General features: G+C 66.8%; 9 protein-coding genes and 1 pseudogene. 7 read left to right on the forward strand and 3 right to left on the reverse strand.

What is annotated here, in order from left to right; translation table 11 throughout:
- Together EIP75_RS10075 and EIP75_RS10080 are read right to left on the reverse strand one after the other, a co-directional pair.
- Positions 1–423 (reverse strand): annotated as a pseudogene (locus EIP75_RS10075) (TRAP transporter large permease subunit); the annotation flags it as partial.
- A gap of 131 nt (positions 424–554) precedes the next feature.
- Positions 555–2498, reverse strand: coding sequence for a PAS domain S-box protein (locus tag EIP75_RS10080; protein WP_125243148.1), 1944 nt, complete (start codon positions 2496–2498; stop codon positions 555–557).
- A 192-nt stretch (positions 2499–2690) separates the two neighbouring features.
- Here EIP75_RS10080 and EIP75_RS10085 point away from each other — a divergent pair, with 192 nt between their 5' ends.
- The 7 genes from EIP75_RS10085 to EIP75_RS10115 all read left to right on the forward strand — a co-directional run bounded on the left by EIP75_RS10085 (position 2691) and on the right by EIP75_RS10115 (position 14351).
- Positions 2691–3449 carry a substrate-binding periplasmic protein gene (locus tag EIP75_RS10085; protein WP_125243149.1) on the forward strand — a complete coding sequence of 253 codons (759 nt, stop codon included), beginning with the start codon at positions 2691–2693 and terminating at the stop codon, positions 3447–3449.
- 26 nt (positions 3450–3475) lie between these two features.
- Positions 3476–6727, forward strand: coding sequence for a PAS domain S-box protein (locus tag EIP75_RS10090; protein WP_125243150.1), 3252 nt, complete (start codon positions 3476–3478; stop codon positions 6725–6727).
- Positions 6728–6734: 7 nt separating this feature from the next.
- Positions 6735–7832 carry an alpha/beta fold hydrolase gene (locus EIP75_RS10095; protein WP_125243374.1) on the forward strand — a complete coding sequence of 366 codons (1098 nt, stop codon included), beginning with the start codon at positions 6735–6737 and terminating at the stop codon, positions 7830–7832.
- Between the two features lie 158 nt (positions 7833–7990).
- A complete protein-coding gene (locus EIP75_RS10100) occupies positions 7991–8800 on the forward strand; it encodes an alpha/beta fold hydrolase (protein ID WP_158622800.1) in 810 nt (269 codons plus the stop codon).
- Positions 8801–8975: 175 nt separating this feature from the next.
- On the forward strand, positions 8976–10718 hold the full coding sequence (locus EIP75_RS10105; RefSeq protein ID WP_125243152.1) for a serine/threonine protein kinase: 1743 nt from the start codon (positions 8976–8978) through the stop codon (positions 10716–10718).
- Complete coding sequence (locus EIP75_RS10110; protein WP_233584793.1) at positions 10715–11938, forward strand: OmpA family protein; 1224 nt, start codon at positions 10715–10717, stop codon at positions 11936–11938. Before EIP75_RS10105 ends, EIP75_RS10110 begins: the two co-directional genes overlap by 4 nt.
- Before the next feature lie 331 nt (positions 11939–12269).
- The gene (locus EIP75_RS10115) at positions 12270–14351 is read left to right on the forward strand and encodes a TonB-dependent receptor plug domain-containing protein (protein ID WP_125243153.1); all 2082 of its coding nucleotides are present in this window, start codon (positions 12270–12272) and stop codon (positions 14349–14351) included.
- Between the two features lie 32 nt (positions 14352–14383).
- On the opposite strand, the gene EIP75_RS10120 is transcribed toward EIP75_RS10115, so the two are convergent.
- Complete coding sequence (locus EIP75_RS10120; RefSeq protein WP_125243154.1) at positions 14384–16450, reverse strand: ATP-binding protein; 2067 nt, start codon at positions 16448–16450, stop codon at positions 14384–14386.

Consider the following 16450-nt stretch of genomic DNA (forward strand, 5'->3'; position numbering starts at 1 on the left):
CTTGACCTGCGGCGTCTGGTGGGCCTGGATCCGGTTGTACATGTCCTGCTTGAACTGGCAGATCTTGTTGGACTCTTCCAGCGAGCGGCGCAGCGCCTCCGGGTCCTTCTGGGTCTCGCCGAACAGGTTGTCGATGTCATCGTTCGTGGCGGGAGCGCTCATCTGCCGCTGCACCTCCGCGTCGATGTCGGTGGTGGGTGTGCAGGTGGGTTTGCTGACCTCGCCGCGGAGCATGAAGTACTGAACCTGCGCCTTCTGGTCGCCGAACATCGATTCGCCGAACTTCAGCAGTTGGCCATGCACCATCTCGCCAGTGCCGATGATCAGCGTGAGCAGCAGCAGGGTGAACACCGGCAGGCTGGACAGCCACTCGGTGGGCGTGCGCCCCAGCAGGGTGCGGGACTTGGCAGGCGGTGTGTGCATGGGGCTCTCGTCGAGGGGCAGTCCCTGACTGTATCCACCAGTAAGCCCGGCGGACGTGTCTCACCCGCAAGAGAGGGGCAGGGAAAACACCTGTGGTCAGATTGGGTGCAGAAGCTCGTGTACCCCGGAGATCAAGGTTCTTCCGCCCCTGGCAGCAGCCCGCTTGCCACCATCCAGGCCTGGCCCTTGCCTTCGGCCTTGGCGCGGTACATGCGCTCATCGGCCGCCTGCAGCAGCAGTTCGGCATCTTCCGAATCGCCCCGTCGGTAGACCGCGATGCCGATGCTGGCGCCGATGTGCCCTTGCACACCCTCGTCCAGGTCGAAGGGTTGCGAGGCCTTGTCCAGGATCTTGCGGGCCACGCTGATGGGGTCGTTGTCCGGGTCGGCCATGCCCTCGAGCAGCACGACGAACTCGTCGCCGGCCAGCCGCGCGAGTGTGTCGCTGCGGCGGATGCAGGTGGACACGCGCTCGGCGAACTGCTGCAGCAAGGTGTCGCCGCGCTGGTGGCCCAGTCGGTCGTTGATGGACTTGAAGCCATCGAGGTCCATGAAGAGCACGGCCACGGCCTGGCCCGAGCGCTTGGCGCGCGCGATGGCTTCTGGCAGACGGTCGTTCAGCGCGCGCCGGTTGGGCAGGCCCGTCAGCGGATCGCGCAGGGCCTGGGCCAGCAGGAAGGATTGCAGCCGCTTACGCTCGGTGATGTCGGTGATGAACGCGCAGAACATCCGGCCGCTGTCGGAAACCAGGGCCGTGATGCGCACCTCCACCGGCACCTCCGTGCCGTCGCGGCGCAATGCGCTGAGCTCCACCCGCTGGTTGAGCACCTTGCCCACCCCTGTCCTGAGGTAGCGCTTGAGCCCGTGCTGGTGGGCCTCGCGCAGCGCTTCGGGGATGATGAGCTTGTCCAGCGCCTGCCCGAGCGTCTCGCTGCGCTCCCATCCCAGCATCTCTTCGGCCTGCCGATTCCATTCGGTGACACGCCCGCTTTCATCCATGCTGATGTAGGCGTCGGGGGCGTTGCGGATGATGGCCACCAGCTCGGCCTCCCGCGTGGCCAGCGAACGTGCCGCCAGTTCGCCCTGGTGCAGTGCAACGGCCAGGCGGTCATGGGCCTGCTGCAGCTCGAGGGTGCGCTCGTGCACACGCTGCTCCAGTTGCTGGCGCAGGGCAGCCAGGGCGTCTTCGGTGTCCTTGCGTCCCTGGATGTCCTCGATGATGGTGATGAAGTAGTTCGGCGCGCCGTTCGGCTTGCGGATCAGGGCCACGGTCAGGTTGACCCACACGGTGTGTCCATCTTTGCGGATGTAGCGCTTCTCGAGGCTGTAGTGCGGGATCTCGTTGTCCAGCAACCGCTGCACCATGTGCAGGTCGCTTTGCAGGTCGGCCGGGTGCGTGATGTCCTGGAAGGTCAGGCGCATCAGCTCATGCTCGGTGTAGCCGACGATGTCGCACAGGCGTCGGTTCACGCGCTGCCAGTGGCCATCGGGTTCGACCAGGGCGATGCCCACCGCGGCCTGCTCGAAGGTCACCCGCATGCGGAACTGGCTCTCGCGCACCAGTTCGTCGCTGTGGTGCATGGCCTGCCGGGCCGTGCGCGAGGTTTCACGGTAGGCCAGTTCGCGCTCGACCATCTGCCCCAGGTCGTGCAGCACCTGCAACTCGTCGGGCTGCAGTGTGCGGGGCCGGCGGCCGATGGCGCACAGGGTGCCCAGGGGAACACCGTCGCTGGAGTGGATGGGCACGCCTGCATAGAAGCGGATGTTGGGCGCGCCGAGCACCAAAGGGTTCTGGGCGAAGCGGGCGTCTTCGAGGGCGTTGTGCACCACCAGGGGGGCATCGGCTTCGGCTGCGTGGGCGCAGAAGGACACAGCCAGTGGCGTTTCGGAGACATCCAGCCCGACACGCGACTTGAACCACTGCCGGTCGGTGTCCAGCAGGCTCACCAGCGCGATGGGCACGTCCAGCACCCGGGCCAGCAAGCGCGTGATGCGGTCGAAGACCTCTTCCGAGGGGCTGTCCAGCAGGTCCAGCGAAGCGAGCAGGTCTGCCCGGGCTGAAGCGTTTGAGTCCATCGAACCAGTCTACACACAAGACCTGTTTTGCGGAACCTTGCCGCATCGCTTGTCCCGGGCCGTGTATCCACGGAGAGGCCAAGGCGGGGCCGGCTGGTATGCTGGGCGTTGGTTGTCTCCTGCCGCCGGACGGTGCGGTACGGTCGGCGGCCCCTGCTGTTGTCTCGCCGGTCTGTCGTTGGGGGCCTGTAAATGCGAATTGTTGCGTGCCTGCTGGCCTGGATGGCTCTGGCGCTGTCTGGCCTGGCTGGCGCCGAGACCATCCGTGTCGCTGCCGAAGACGATTGGCCGCCTTATTCTTCGGCGGTCGGCCCCGAGCGTCGGCCGGAAGGTTTCGCGGTCGACCTGGTGCGGGAGGTGTTCGCCTCTCAGGGCATCAAGGTCGAGTTCATTGTCGTGCCTTTTGCGCGTTGCCTGGCCTACACCACCAGGGGGCGTGTGGTGGCCTGCTTCAACGTGGGCATGACCGCAGCCAACCAGGGCGATCACATCTGGCCTGCCACCCCCATGCTGGAAGAAGAGTTGTCCATCTTCGCCCGCGCCGATGCGCCCGCCCGCGAGATCGGGCCGGCCGACCTGCGGGGGCGCAGCGTGGGCTACACGGTGGGCTACACCTATTCGACCGAGGTGATGACCGACCCGCTCATCACGCGCTACGGTGCGTCCTCCGACCATCAACTGCTCAAGATGCTGGTGGCTGGGCGCGTCGACTACATCCTGCTCAACCGCATGCCCGGGATGCTCCGCATCGCCGGCGATCCGGTCTTCAAAGGCAAAGTCAAGCGCGTGGGCAAGGTTTCCGTGGACGGTTTCTGGCTGGCCTTTTCCAAGGTGCACCCCGATGGGCAGCGCCTGTCCGGGGTGTTCGAGCGTGGCCTGCGCGAGTTCAAGCGCGATGGTCGTTACCAGACCATGGTGCAGGCTTTCAGGCGTCGGCTGGGTGTGCAGTGAGCGGACAAGGCGGGCAGGCCACAGCGATGGCATGGTTTCAACGCGGGGGGCGTCGGTCGCTGTTCGCCGTGCTGGCCCTGGCCGTGTTCCTGGGGTTGGGGGTGCCTGCCGCGCTGATCGGTGGCTTCATGGTGGGGGTGCGTGCGCCGGAGCAGGCGCGCCAGCAGCAGGTGCAGGACCTGGCCTCGCGGCTGGAGGTGCTGTCCACCAGCCTGCCCTACCTGATCTGGACCTTCGATGACACCGCCATGGCCGACGTGGTGCAGGCGATGATGAAGTCGCCGGAGGTGGTCAGGGTGGTGGTGACCGATGCCGATGCGCGGGGCGTGCTGGTCGACGTGTCCCGACCGGCGGCCAAACACGCCCAGGTGATCGAGAGCCAGCATGACATCCATTTCCGGGACAAGCTGATCGGGCATGTCCGGCTGGCGATGGATGATCGCCTGCTGCAGGCCGGTCTGCGCCAGCAGCGCCTGTTCTATGCCCTGATGGTGGGTTTGCAGGTGCTGGTGTCCCTGGCTTTGATCCTGGTGCTGCTGCATTCGCGCATCGCCAGGCCTTTGCGTGCGCTGGGCGCCTTCGCCGACGACCTGGCCGAGGGCCGCTTCCAGACGCGCCTGGAGCGTCGGCACAACGACGAGATCGGGCGCCTGGGCGAGCGGCTGGAGCACATGCGCGAGTCCCTGCGCCGGCTGTTCGAAGAGCAGCACCTGCTGCTGCAGCGCCTGAGGGCCGAAGAGGCCCGCACCCTGCGGCAGGCGCGCTTCTACGAAGCCGTGTCGCGGTCCAACCGCTTCATCGTGCGCCAGCGTGGGGCCGAATCGCTGAATGCCGAAATCTGCCGCATCTGCGTGGAGACCGGGCATGCCCTGATGGCTGGCGTGTGGGAACTCGATGACGCCCGGGTGAGCCTGGCGGCGTCTTCAGGGCAGGCACCGTCTGTACCGCCGCAGGGCCTGCCCGGCCTGCTCGCAGGTCCGGACCTGTCGCCCGTACCCATGCTCTTCGATGGACGCGTGGTGGTGTGCAATGACCTGCAGACGGAGGCGGGCGCTGGCCAGAGAGCACCAGGTGGTGAGAGTGCATCGGGTGCCCCCGAACTGAGGGCGCTCGCGGCGCTGCCGATTCGCCATGGCGGACAGGTGTCTGCCTTGCTGGTGCTCTACGCCGGCGAGCCAGGCGTGTTCGACGAACCCGTGGTGGCCTTGCTGGACGAGATGGTGAGCGATCTGTCCTTTGCCCTGGACAATGCGGACCGCGAGGCGTCCCGCCAACGTGCCGTGCAGGCCGTGGAGGCCGGCTACGCGAGGTTCCAGCGGGTCTTTGGCGCCATGCCTCTGCCCGCAGCCATCCATGCGCTGGACGACGGACAGATCCTCGAGGTCAACGAAGCGACCTGCGAATTCCACGGTCTGAGCCGCCCCCAGATGGTGGGCCGGCGCTGGCAGAGTCTGGGCGTGGGACTCAGTCCGCAAGAGCTGTCCCGGCTGGATGTCCAGGTTGAATCCTTGGGCGCGGTGCGCGATGTCGAGACCCGTGTGTGCATGCGCACCGGGCAGTGGCGGGATGTGCTCTTCCACGCCGAGCGCATCGAGTTCACGGGGCGCGAGTGCATCCTCACGATCACCGTCGACATCACCGAACGCAAGACCATGGAGCGGGCCCTGCGCGACAGCGCGGCGCGTCTGGCCGGCCTGGTCGAAACGGCGATGGATGCGATCGTGGTGGTGGACGGCGACCTGCGCGTGGTGATCTTCAACAACGCGGCCGAGCGCCTGTTCGGTGTGTCTGCCGAGCAGGCCATGGGCCAGACCGTGGAACGCTTCATCCCGGAGCGCCTGCGCCACCGGCATGCCGGCTTCATGGCGGCCTTCGCCAGCGATGACCAGCCGGCCCGCCACATGGCCCTGCAGGCCGTGGCACCCGGCGCTGATTTCCATTCAGGCGGCCCCACCACACGGGCACGCCGCCTGACAGCCTTGCGCGCCGATGGCGTGGAGTTCCCGATCGAGGCCTCGATATCGCGCAGTGGCGAGGGCGGGCGCCTGATGCTGATGGCGGCTGTGCGCGACATCAGCGGCGAGCTGGAGGCCGAGAAGGCCCTGCAGGCGCGCCTGGCCGCGGAGGCCGCAAGCCGTGCGAAGACCGATTTTCTGTCGCGCATGAGCCATGAGTTGCGCACGCCGCTCAATGCGATCCTGGGTTTTTCTCAGTTGCTGCAGGCCGACAAGCGCGAGCCCTTGTCGGACCGCCAGCGCGGCCAGGTGGACCTGATCCGCCAGGCCGGCTGGCACCTGCTGGCCTTGATCAACGATGTGCTCGACGTGTCCCGCATCGAGGCCGGCAAGCTCAATGTCGAGAGCGTGCCCCTGTCCCTGCAGGGCCTGCTCGACGAGGCTCTGCCGCTGGTGCAGTCCCTGGCCGAGCGCCATGCCGTGAGCTTGGCAGCCGACTACCGGGGGGGCCCCGATCGGCAGGTGATCGGCGATCCGGTGCGCTTGCGCCAGGTGATGCTCAACGTCATCGGTAATGCGGTGAAGTACAACCAGCACGGTGGTTCGGTGCACATCGATGTGCGCCCTGGCGTGAAAGCGGGCGAGGTGTGCATCCAGGTGGAAGACACGGGCATCGGCATGACCCCCGGGCAACTCGGACAGCTCTTCGAGCCCTTCAACCGCCTGGGGCGCGAGCACGGTAACATCGAGGGCACCGGCATCGGCATGGCCTTGACCAAACAGCTCGTGGACCTGATGGAGGGGCACCTGGAGGTGCACAGCACGGTGGGCGCGGGCACGGTGGTGCGCATCCACCTGCCCAGGCCTGCCGGACAGGCCGAACCCGATGCCCCGTCCGTGCCAGCCTTGCCGCCGGTGTCGCTGAGCGATCCCAGCCAGGCCCGGGGCGGGGTGGTGCTGTGCATCGAAGACGACCCTGTCAATGCCGTGATCGTGCAGCAGTTGCTCGGGCGCTGGCCCGGGGTGGTGTTCCGGCACGTGGTCACAGGGCGTGAGGGGCTGGAGTTGGCGGCCGAGTTGCAGCCGACCCTGGTGCTGCTCGATGTCAACCTGCCGGATCTGGATGGCCTGGAAGTACTGGCCATGCTGCGGGCCGACCCGCGCACCCGTGGCCTGTGCGTGGTGATGCTGTCGGGCAGCACCTCGGCGGACAGTGTCGAAGCAGCCCTGAGCAGTGGTGCGCGGGCCTACTGGGCCAAGCCGCTGGATTTCGCCCGGTTCATCACCGAGGTGCAGCAGCTGTTGCCGCCTGCCACATCCTGATGGGGCCCTGGGTGTGAGTGCGCAGCAGATCCGCTTCTGCACGGCCCATGACGGCGTTCGCCTGGCCTTTGCCAGCGGCGGGGATGGCCCGCCCCTCGTCAAGGCTGCCAACTGGATCAGCCACCTGGAGCGTGATCTGGGCAGCCCGGTGTGGAGTTCCCTGTTGCGCAGCCTGATGCAGCACCATCGGCTGGTGCGCTACGACCAGCGCGGCTGCGGCCTGTCCGATTGGGATGTGCCCTCCATGGTGTTTGACGATTGGGTGGCCGACCTGGAGACGGTGGTCGACCACCTGGGCTTGAAACGCTTTCCACTGCTGGGCATCTCGCTTGGCGCCTCCATCGCCATCGCCTATGCGGCACGCCACCCTGAACGCGTCAGCCACCTGGTCTTGCACGGTGGTTATGCCCGGGGCCGCCTGCACCGCCAGCCTTCGGCCCTGGCGCGGGAAGAAGCCGAGTTGCTGGCCCGCCTGGCCGAGATCGGCTGGGGCCGCCCGGACCTGGCCTTCCGCCAGTTCTTCACCACGCAGTTCATCCCCCAGGGCACACCCGAGCAGCAGGCCTGGTTCAACGAGTTGCAGCAGTTGTCCACCTCACCCGCCAATGCGGCGCGCATGATGCGCGTGTCCGACCAGATCGACGTGACCCCACTGCTGCCACTGGTGCGTTGCCCCGTACTGGTGCTGCACGCGGACCACGATGCCCGCGTGCCTTTCGAAGAGGGGCGCCTGCTGGCCGGGGCGATGGCGCAGGCGCGTTTCGTGCCGCTGAACAGCCCGAATCACCTGCTGCTCGATTCAGAGCCCGCCTGGCCGGCGTGGCTGCAGGCGGTGCGCGGGTTCCTGCCTTCGGTGCCCGCCCCGGCGTGGGCCGAAGCCTTTGCCACGCTCACCCCGCGCGAACGGGGGCTGCTGGCGCTGCTGGCCCAGGGGCACGACAACGCGGCCTTGGCAAGCGCGCTGGCGCTGAGCGAGAAGACAGTGCGCAACCACGTGTCGCGCATCTACGCCAAGCTGGGTGTGCACAAGCGGGCTGAAGCGGTGGTGCTGGCCCACCGTGCGGGATTGGGTCAAGAGGATCCCGGGACATCCATCCCGGCTTGAGCACGCAAGGTGCGACTGCGTGTGTGCGTGCCGGGACACATGCCTCACGACAGCGCCACCCAGGTCGGACAACATTCGCCTTTTGACCGCGCTTTGCCTTGGTGCCCGCGCCCGTGTTCTCGATGACCTTCACTGCCTTGTCTCCCAACGCAACAGCCATGTCCAGTGCCCTGACCGACGCGGGCCAAGGCCCCGTGGTGGTTCTGCTGCACAGTTCAATGGCCTCGAAAACGCAGTGGCGGGCCTTGTGTGAACGCCTCGAACCCGAGTGGCGCGTGCTGGCCATCGACCTGTATGGGTACGGCGATGCGCCAGAGGCGCCGCTGCACCCGGCCTTTGGCCTGGCCGACGAGGCCCAGCGCGTGCTGTCGCTCCTGGATGAGCGATTGCCGGCTGGTACGCCCTGGCACCTGGTCGGCCATTCCTATGGCGGCGGGGTGGCGCTGCGGGTGGCCCATGCGCGGCCATCGAGCGTGCGCAGCCTCGCGCTGTACGAGCCGACCGCCTTCCACCTGGTGGCCCCGGCATTCGCCGCCGACCTGGCCGAGGTGCGGGCCGTGGCCCGCCTGGCTGCCACGCACCAGCCTGCCGACCGGCTGGAGAGCACCGGCCGCTTCCTGGATTTTTGGAACGGCCCAAGCTACTTCGAACAACTGCCGCCGGCCCGGCGCGCGCAGTTCGCTAGCCTGCTGCCCAAGGTGGCCCTGGATTTCCAGGGACTGTTCGGTGACCCTCTGACCCCGCAGGACCATGTCCATCCCGGCGTGCCGGCCACCCTGATCGGTGGGCGCCACAGCCCGTTGTGCGCCCACCGGGTGATCGAGGCCCTCGCAGGGGTGTGGCCCCACGCGGACACCCACTGGGTCGACGCCGGCCACATGGGACCGCTGACCCACCCTGATCAGGTCAATGCCATGATCGAGCGTCACCTGCGGGCAGCCATCGCCAGGCAGGCCGATACCACCTGATTGCCTGGGCGGGGCTGGGCGTCCCCCCTTTGTGGCGGATTGGCGGGGCGGGGTGCGGCGCATAGAATCCGTCACAATTCATCACGGCGCGCCTTGTCGGGCTTGCCTGGATGTTCCGCGACCCGCTCGTTCAGGGATCCGCTCCCGGGCGCCGGGTGGCATTCCCCAGCCCCCCATGAGCCCACCCCGCCCTCACGAAGACGACGACGGCGCCACGACGATCCGCACCGGCCCCAGCAGTGGCCTGAACAGCGATTTCGTGACCTCGTCCATGTACATCGGCGACAGCCTGCCGGAAGGCCTGCGCCTGGGCGAGTACGAGATCCTGAGCGTCATCGGCGAAGGCGGCTTCGGCATCGTCTACCTGGCCTATGACCACTTCCTGCAGCGCCAGGTGGCCTTGAAGGAATACATGCCATCGTCCCTGGCCGGGCGCTCGCGCATGGGCCTGGAGGTGACGATCAAATCCGAGCGCCACCGCGACACCTTCGCGGCCGGACTCAAGAGCTTCATCAACGAGGCCCGCCTGCTGGCCCAGTTCGACCATCGGGCCCTGGTCAAGGTGTACCGGTTCTGGGAAGGCAATGGCACGGCCTACATGGTCATGCCCTATGTGGTGGGCCCCACGCTGAAGGCCGCCCTGGCCGAGATGCCTTGCGCGCCCAGCGAGGCCTGGCTGCGTGACCAGGTGCTCACGCCGCTGATGGAGGCCCTGGCCCTGCTGCACAAGGCCAGCTGCCTGCACCGCGACATCGCCCCGGACAACATCCTGCTGACCGAGACCGGCCCGATGCTGCTGGACTTCGGTGCGGCGCGCAAGGTCATCGGCGACCTGAACCAGACGCTGACCGTGGTGCTCAAGCCGGGCTATGCCCCCATTGAGCAGTACGGCGAGGTGCCGGCGCTCACCCAGGGCCCCTGGACCGATGTGTACGCCCTGGGCGGCGTGGTGCGCTATGCCATCACCGGCAAGGTGCCCGTGTCGGCCACCACCCGCCTGGTGCAGGACACCATGGTGCCCATGGCCCAATTGGCCGCGGGGCAGTACAGCGACGCCTTTTTGCAGGCGGTTGATGGTGCCCTGGCGGTCAGGCCCGTGGATCGCCCGCAGGACATGGAACAGCTCGCGGCCCGCTTGGGTGCCCCCGAGGCTTCGGGGCCTGGCGCCACGACGGGTGCAGAGTTGCCTGGGGCCGTGGGGATCGCGCCCAGCTCGGTGCTCCCTGCCAAGGGCCGACCGCAGCCCGTCACGCCAGCGCATCCCACGACCGTGGCCAAGGCCCCCGTGACCCGGGCTGGTTCTGTCACTTCACCCAGCACCGTGCCACCCGAGGCCGCGACGCGGCCCTGGCCTGCCACGGCCGAGCCTTCCGCCGTGGTGACGCCGCCGACCGCCCGCACAGGGCGCCCACTCGGCCTGTGGCTGGGCGGCTTGCTGATCGCAGTGGCCGCAGTGGTGGCATGGCTGGTGTTCAAGCCGGCGGCGACTGGCTCGTCGTCCTTGCCAACCCCGGCCCCAGCTGAAGTCAGCCCCCGGGCGCCAGATGCCGTGGCGGCTTCTGGGGCGACACCTGCTGCCACGACGCAGACACCGCCAGTGTCCCCGCCCCAGGCCACACCAGCCGAACCGGCCGTGGTCACCCCACAGCCCACCGCGGCCGCTGTCGCACCCACCGAGACTGCGGCAGCTCCCAAGCCAGTACCCGCGCCGACACCTCGGCCCGCGCAGCGCAGCGCCACCACGCCGGTTGCCGTGACCGAGGCACCGACGGCCCAGCCGCCGGTACTGGCCCCACCCGTCCGGCCGTCTCCCCCTGGCGGTGACAGGGCCTCGCGCTGCAGCGACCTGCTCCAGAAGGCGTCCCTCGAACCCCTGACCGCGAGTGAAACCTCGTTCCTCAAAACGGAGTGCAGATGATGAACAAAACCACCCTGGGATCCCGCTGGCTTGGCAGCCTGGCCGCCGTGCTCACGGCCGCTTCCGCCCTGGTGCTGGGCGGCTGCGCCGCCCCGCAGGCCACAGCCATCGACAATGAACTGCCTTTTGAGCAGGCCGTGGTGCAGGCCACCGACGGCCTGGTGGCCCAGACGCAGCAGCTCCCGGCCTTCCTGACCAAGCTGGAAACCAAGATCAGCAAGCGCGGTGTGGTGCTCGACAACATGATCGACGCGGACTCGGGCCAGCAGACCGGTGTCACCCGCCTGCTCGAGCAGCGCGTCACCTCGCAGATGACCAGCAAGTACGAGCTGTTCGAGATCCTGCCTTTCCAGGGGCCGAATCTGCAGAAAGCGCAATACTTGCTGACCGGCACCATGAACCGCATTCCCGGCAGCCGCAGCAAGAAGTCCTTCAGGCTGAACCTGGCGCTGACCGAACTGCGCAGCGGCAAGGTCGTGGCGCAGGCCTCGGCCATCTCGCGTGACGAGGGCCTGGACACCAACCCGACACCCTACTACCGCGACAGCCCCGTGCTGGTGAAGGACAAGGTCATCGAAGGCTACATCCGCACCACGGCCACCGCGCCGGGCCAGCCTGCTGATCGCGTCTACCTGGAGCGCATCGCCACCTCGGCCCTGGTCAATGACGCGACCAACCTGTACAACGGCGAGCGTTACCGTGATGCGCTGGCCCAGTACCAGAACGCCCTGTCCACGCCGGCCGGCGAACAGCTGCGCGTGCTCAACGGCATCTACATGTCCAACGTCAAGCTGGGGCGCACGGCCGAGGCCGAGAAGGCCTTCTCGCGCCTGGTGGCCTTCGGCGTGGCCAACAACTTCCTGAGCGTGAAGTTCCTGTTCAACCCGGGCGGCACGGAATTCTGGTCCGACCAGCGCATCAGCGGTGCCTACGGCATGTGGATCCGGCAGATCGCTCGGGAGTCGGCTGCGGCCAAGGTGTGCATGAACATCGTGGGCCATACCAGCAAGACCGGCTCGGACCAGGCCAACGAGAACCTGTCTCTCCAGCGCGCGATCTACGTCAAACAACGTCTCGACGCCGAATCGACGGAACTGGCACGCCGAACCAAGGCTCTGGGCGTGGGCTTCCGCGAGAACATCGTGGGCAGCGCCACCGACGACGCGCGGGATGCGCTGGACCGGCGCGTCGAGTTCAAGATCGTGTCTTGCGGCGCCTGAGCTGCCCGGCCTTCACGCATCCTCCGCCTCGATTGGCCCCGCACGGCAAGCCCGGCGGGGCCTTTTTGCTTTCCAGAACAGGGCGTGCCACGTGGCCGGCAAGCCCTGTTTTGGTGGCTTGACAACACTCCCGGTTGTTACGCGCCCCGCATCGGGGCAGACTGTTCCAATTTGGGACAAAGGCGTTATATTGCCGTGGATCCTTGCGGCTGTAGGGGCGGTGATGGACGGGTCGACGTCCCCGCCCTTCGTGACGATGGAAGCTATCAATATGACCCGATCCAGGCACTTCGAGGGCACATGGTGTGGTTCGGCCAAACGATTGGCCTTGATGCTGTCCGCCCTCGGGCTGGTGAGCCTGCCGGCCCTGGCCCAATCCTCCGATGAGGACGAACTGGCGATGTCCTACGGGGACAAGTCCTTCGTCAGCATCGCCACGGGTTCACGCGTGCCGGTCACCCGCGCGCCTGCCGTGGCCACCGTCATCACCACCGAAGATATTGCCGCCATCGGCGCCACGGACCTCGACGACATCCTCGAGACGGTGCCGGGCCTGCATGTGGCCCGCTCCACGCAGGTGTACGCGCCGATCTATGTGGTTCGCGGCATCAACATCGGCTTCAATCCTCAGGTACTGATGCTGATCAACGGCGTGCCGATCACGGTCACCTACACCGGCAATCGCGGTTCGGGCTGGGGTGGCATGCCGGTGGAGAACATTGCACGCGTCGAAGTGATCCGCGGCCCGGGTTCTGCACTCTATGGTGCGGATGCATTTTCCGGTGTGATCAACATCATCACCAAGTCGGCTGCAGAGATCGATGGCACCCAAGTGGGTGTTCGGGCCGGCTCCTTCAACACCAAAGACGGCTGGATGCTGCATGGTGGCAAGTGGGGCGGCATCGATGTGGCGGCTTACCTGCGTGCAGGCACCACCGACGGTGCGCGCCGTACCGTGCGGGCAGACGCGCAGACAGCCTGGGACGCCCTGGTGGGCACGACGGCCTCGTTGGCGCCGGGGGCGGTCAACAACGATCGCGATTTCGTGGATGGCATGCTGGACCTGAGCCTGGACAAGTGGCGCCTGCACTTTGATTACCGCGAGCGGGATCTGGGCTCGGGTACAGGGGTGGCGTCTGCGCTGGACCCTTCTGGCAAGTCTTACAGCCAGAATGTCAGCGCCGATCTGTCGTACGAGGACAAGAGCTTCGCGCAGAATTGGGCTGTGTCGCTGCAAGGCAGTCTGATGCACTACAAGGAATTCACAGATGCCGTGCTGTTTCCTGCAGGCACGAGACTCGCTTTTTCCGGACCCGTCTTTGCCGATGGCTTGATCGGCAATCCCGACAAGTGGGAGCGCCATGGCCGTTTGAACGCGTCGGCCACCTACACCGGTTTCGAGGATCACCGCATTCGCCTGGGGATAGGCTGGGAAAAGGAAGAGGTCTACCGTACCCGCGAAACCAAGAACTTCTACTATGACGACGCGGCCAAGACCTACCTGCCCATCGGCACCGGCTCCTGGGCCGACGTGACGGACGTGTCTCGAACTGCCCCGTTCATGGAGCCGCAGGGGCGCTACAAGCGTTATGTCTATGCGCAGGACGAGTGGAGCCTGGCCGCCGACTGGACCCTGACGGCCGGCATCCGCCACGACCGCTATTCCGACTTCGGCAGCACCACCAATCCGCGGCTGGCGCTGGTCTGGGACGCAGCGTACAACGTCACTGGCAAGCTCATGTACGGTACGGCCTTCCGGGCGCCATCGATGTCAGAGCTCTATGCCATCAACAACCCGGTGGTGCGCGGCAATGCCAACCTGAAGCCCGAGCGTATCCGCACGCTGGAGGCCGCCCTGACATGGCAACCGCTGAGCCGCCTGCAGTTGGGCATGAACGTTTTCCAGTACGAGATGAGCGACATCATCCGGCTGGTCAACTTCGCTTATGAGAACACCGGCCACCAGAATGGCCGTGGCGTCGAGTTCGAGGCCGAGTGGGAGTACAGCAAGACGCTGCGCCTGTCAGGCAACTATGCGTATCAGCATTCCGTCGATGAGGCCACGGACCAGGATGCCGGCAACTCGCCGCACCACCACGTGTATGCCCGCGCCGACTGGCGTTTCATCCCTGGCTGGTCGCTGCATTCACAAGTCAACTGGATCAGCAAGCGCATGCGTGTGGCTGGTGATCCCCGGGCCGATCTGGCCGGTTACGAGACGGTCGACCTGACACTCAAGACGGACCGGGGCAGCAGCGCCTGGAGTTTCGCGGTGTCCGTGCGCAACCTGCTCGACAAGGATGTGCGAGAGCCTTCGCCTTATGAAGCGCTGGGCAATGGGCAGGTGTACCTGCCTTACGATTTCCCGATGCCCGGGCGATCGATTTACGCTCAGGCCAGCTACAAGTTCTAAGCCGCACCGCAGCGTGCGGCGCTCTCTCTTGATCAGGCTGCGCTGGGCAGCGACGTCCAGTGCAGGCCGAGACGTTGTCCCAGATGTCGCAGCAGTTCCGTGCGCTCGAACGGCTTGGCAATGAACACATTCGCGCCCGCGGCCAGTGCCTCGTCACGGTCTGCGTTCGAGGCGTTGGCCGACAGGGCGATGATCGGCAGCGTGCTCGTTGATTCCTGGGCCCTCAGTGCGCGGGTGGCTTGCAGACCGTCCATCACCGGCATGGCCAGGTCCATCAACACCAGATCGGGCAGGGCTTCGGCAATGCGGTCCAGGGCTTGCTGGCCGTCGGCGGCTTCCGCCGTGTCGAAACCAAGTGGGCGAAGAATGTCCACCAGCATCGTGCGGTTGATGTCCACGTCGTCCACGATCAGGATGGTGCGGCGGCGGCCCTCGTAGGCATTCATTTCGGTGTCCGGTGCCGTGGGTGCTGGCAGAGGCGGTACCAGCGTGTCGCCCGCAGGGCAGTGCACCTGCAGCTCGAACCAGAACAGGCTGCCCGCGTCGACGCGGCTGTCTACCTGCACTTCACCGCCCATCAGCCGCACCAGCTGACGCACGATGGCCAGGCCCAGGCCGGTGCCGGCCGCCCGGCTGCGCGCATCGCCGGCCTGCTCGAAAGGCTCGAACACGCGGTCCTGCTCGCCCTTGGGGATGCCCACGCCGGTGTCGTGGACCTCGAAGCGCAGCGTGGCTGTGGACCCCTGCGCCTGAGTGTCCATGCGCCGCACGCTCAGGCTGACCAGCCCTTGGGCCGTGAACTTCACGGCATTGCTCAGCAGGTTGAGCAGCACCTGGCGCAAGCGCTTCTCGTCGACCTCGATGGTGTTCGGCACGCCTTCGCCGCAGTCCAGCACGAACTGCAGGCCTTTTTCTTCAGCCTTGATGCGGATGATGTCCGACAGGTCCTGCAGAAAGGTGGGCACGGCCACTGGCGCGGGATGCAGCTCGGTCTTGCCGGCCTCGATCTGAGACAGATCCAGGATGTCGACGATCAGCAGCAGCAGGTGCTCGCCACTGCCGTGGATGGTCTTGAGACCCTGCATCTGCCTGTCATTGAGGCTCTTGTCCATCTTGAGCAGCTGGGCGTAGCCCATGATGGCGTTGAGCGGTGTGCGCAGTTCATGGCTCATGCGGGCCAGGAAGGCGCTCTTGGCCTGGTTGGCGATCTCGGCGCGGTCCTTGGCGGTGCGCAGCTCGCCAGTGCGCTCGCGCACCAGGTCTTCGAGATGGTCGCGGTGGCGCTGCAACTCGTCGCCGCGCTCCTGCAGCACGGCGATCATGCGGTTGAAGGCCTGTGCCATGTGTTCGATGTCCTGCGGGCCGTCGACCACCGCGCGCACGTGGGCCTCACCGCGTTCGGCACGGGCCATGGCCGCCGACAGCACATTCAGCGGACGTGAGATGCGGCGGCTGAGATATCGGATCGCCACCAGGAACAGCCCGGCGAAGAAAAAGGCGCAGGTCAGGTTGACGATGAAGATGTCGGCCATCATTCGCACCAGCGTGGCCTTGCTGTGCACCACGCGCACATAGCCCAGGAACTCTTCGGTGGGGGCCACCACCTCGAAGGGGGTGTCGGCCGGCTTGGTCCACACGGGTGCCACGAAGCGCCAGGTCTCGTCGGTTTCTGCTTCCAGGAAGGCTTCTCGCTGATGCAGCTGGGGCAGCGGCAGGTTGCCCGCGCTGCTGTCCTTGCCGGCGGTGCCGCGCACCAGCAGCGCACCGCCGTCCGCCTTGCGGATCTCCACGCGAAGCACGTCCGGAAAGGTGAGGGCGGCGTTCACCGCATCGGAGGCGTTGTCGCTGGACGCGTACAGCAAGGCCAGCGTGCTCTGCGTGGCCAGGCTGGTGGCGATGTGCGCGCCCTGGCGCATCAGGGTGTCGCGGATCTGGCGGCTGCCCTGCCAGGCGCTGGCAATGGATGAGAACAGGGCCAGCAGCACCACGCCGACGGCCACGGCGATGCTGAGCTGGCGCTGGAAGGTCATGCGGTGCAGAAGGCCCGTCGCGCGGCGGTCCTCGGCGGGCACTGTGGTGTGCGTGCTGTGACTCGTCAT

The sequence above is a fragment of the Aquabacterium soli genome (assembly GCF_003933735.1).
Taxonomy (GTDB): Bacteria; Pseudomonadota; Gammaproteobacteria; order Burkholderiales; family Burkholderiaceae_C; genus Aquabacterium; species Aquabacterium soli.

Coding starts and splice junctions, on each gene's coding strand:
- EIP75_RS10100 (WP_158622800.1), top strand. CDS start 7,991: ATGTCCAGTGCCCTGACCGACGCGGGCCAAGGCCCCGTGGTGGTTCTG.
- EIP75_RS10085 (WP_125243149.1), top strand. CDS start 2,691: ATGCGAATTGTTGCGTGCCTGCTGGCCTGGATGGCTCTGGCGCTGTCT.
- EIP75_RS10115 (WP_125243153.1), top strand. CDS start 12,270: ATGCTGTCCGCCCTCGGGCTGGTGAGCCTGCCGGCCCTGGCCCAATCC.
- EIP75_RS10105 (WP_125243152.1), top strand. CDS start 8,976: ATGAGCCCACCCCGCCCTCACGAAGACGACGACGGCGCCACGACGATC.
- EIP75_RS10120 (WP_125243154.1), bottom strand. CDS start 16,450: ATGACGAGTCACAGCACGCACACCACAGTGCCCGCCGAGGACCGCCGC.
- EIP75_RS10090 (WP_125243150.1), top strand. CDS start 3,476: ATGGCATGGTTTCAACGCGGGGGGCGTCGGTCGCTGTTCGCCGTGCTG.
- EIP75_RS10080 (WP_125243148.1), bottom strand. CDS start 2,498: ATGGACTCAAACGCTTCAGCCCGGGCAGACCTGCTCGCTTCGCTGGAC.
- EIP75_RS10110 (WP_233584793.1), top strand. CDS start 10,715: ATGATGAACAAAACCACCCTGGGATCCCGCTGGCTTGGCAGCCTGGCC.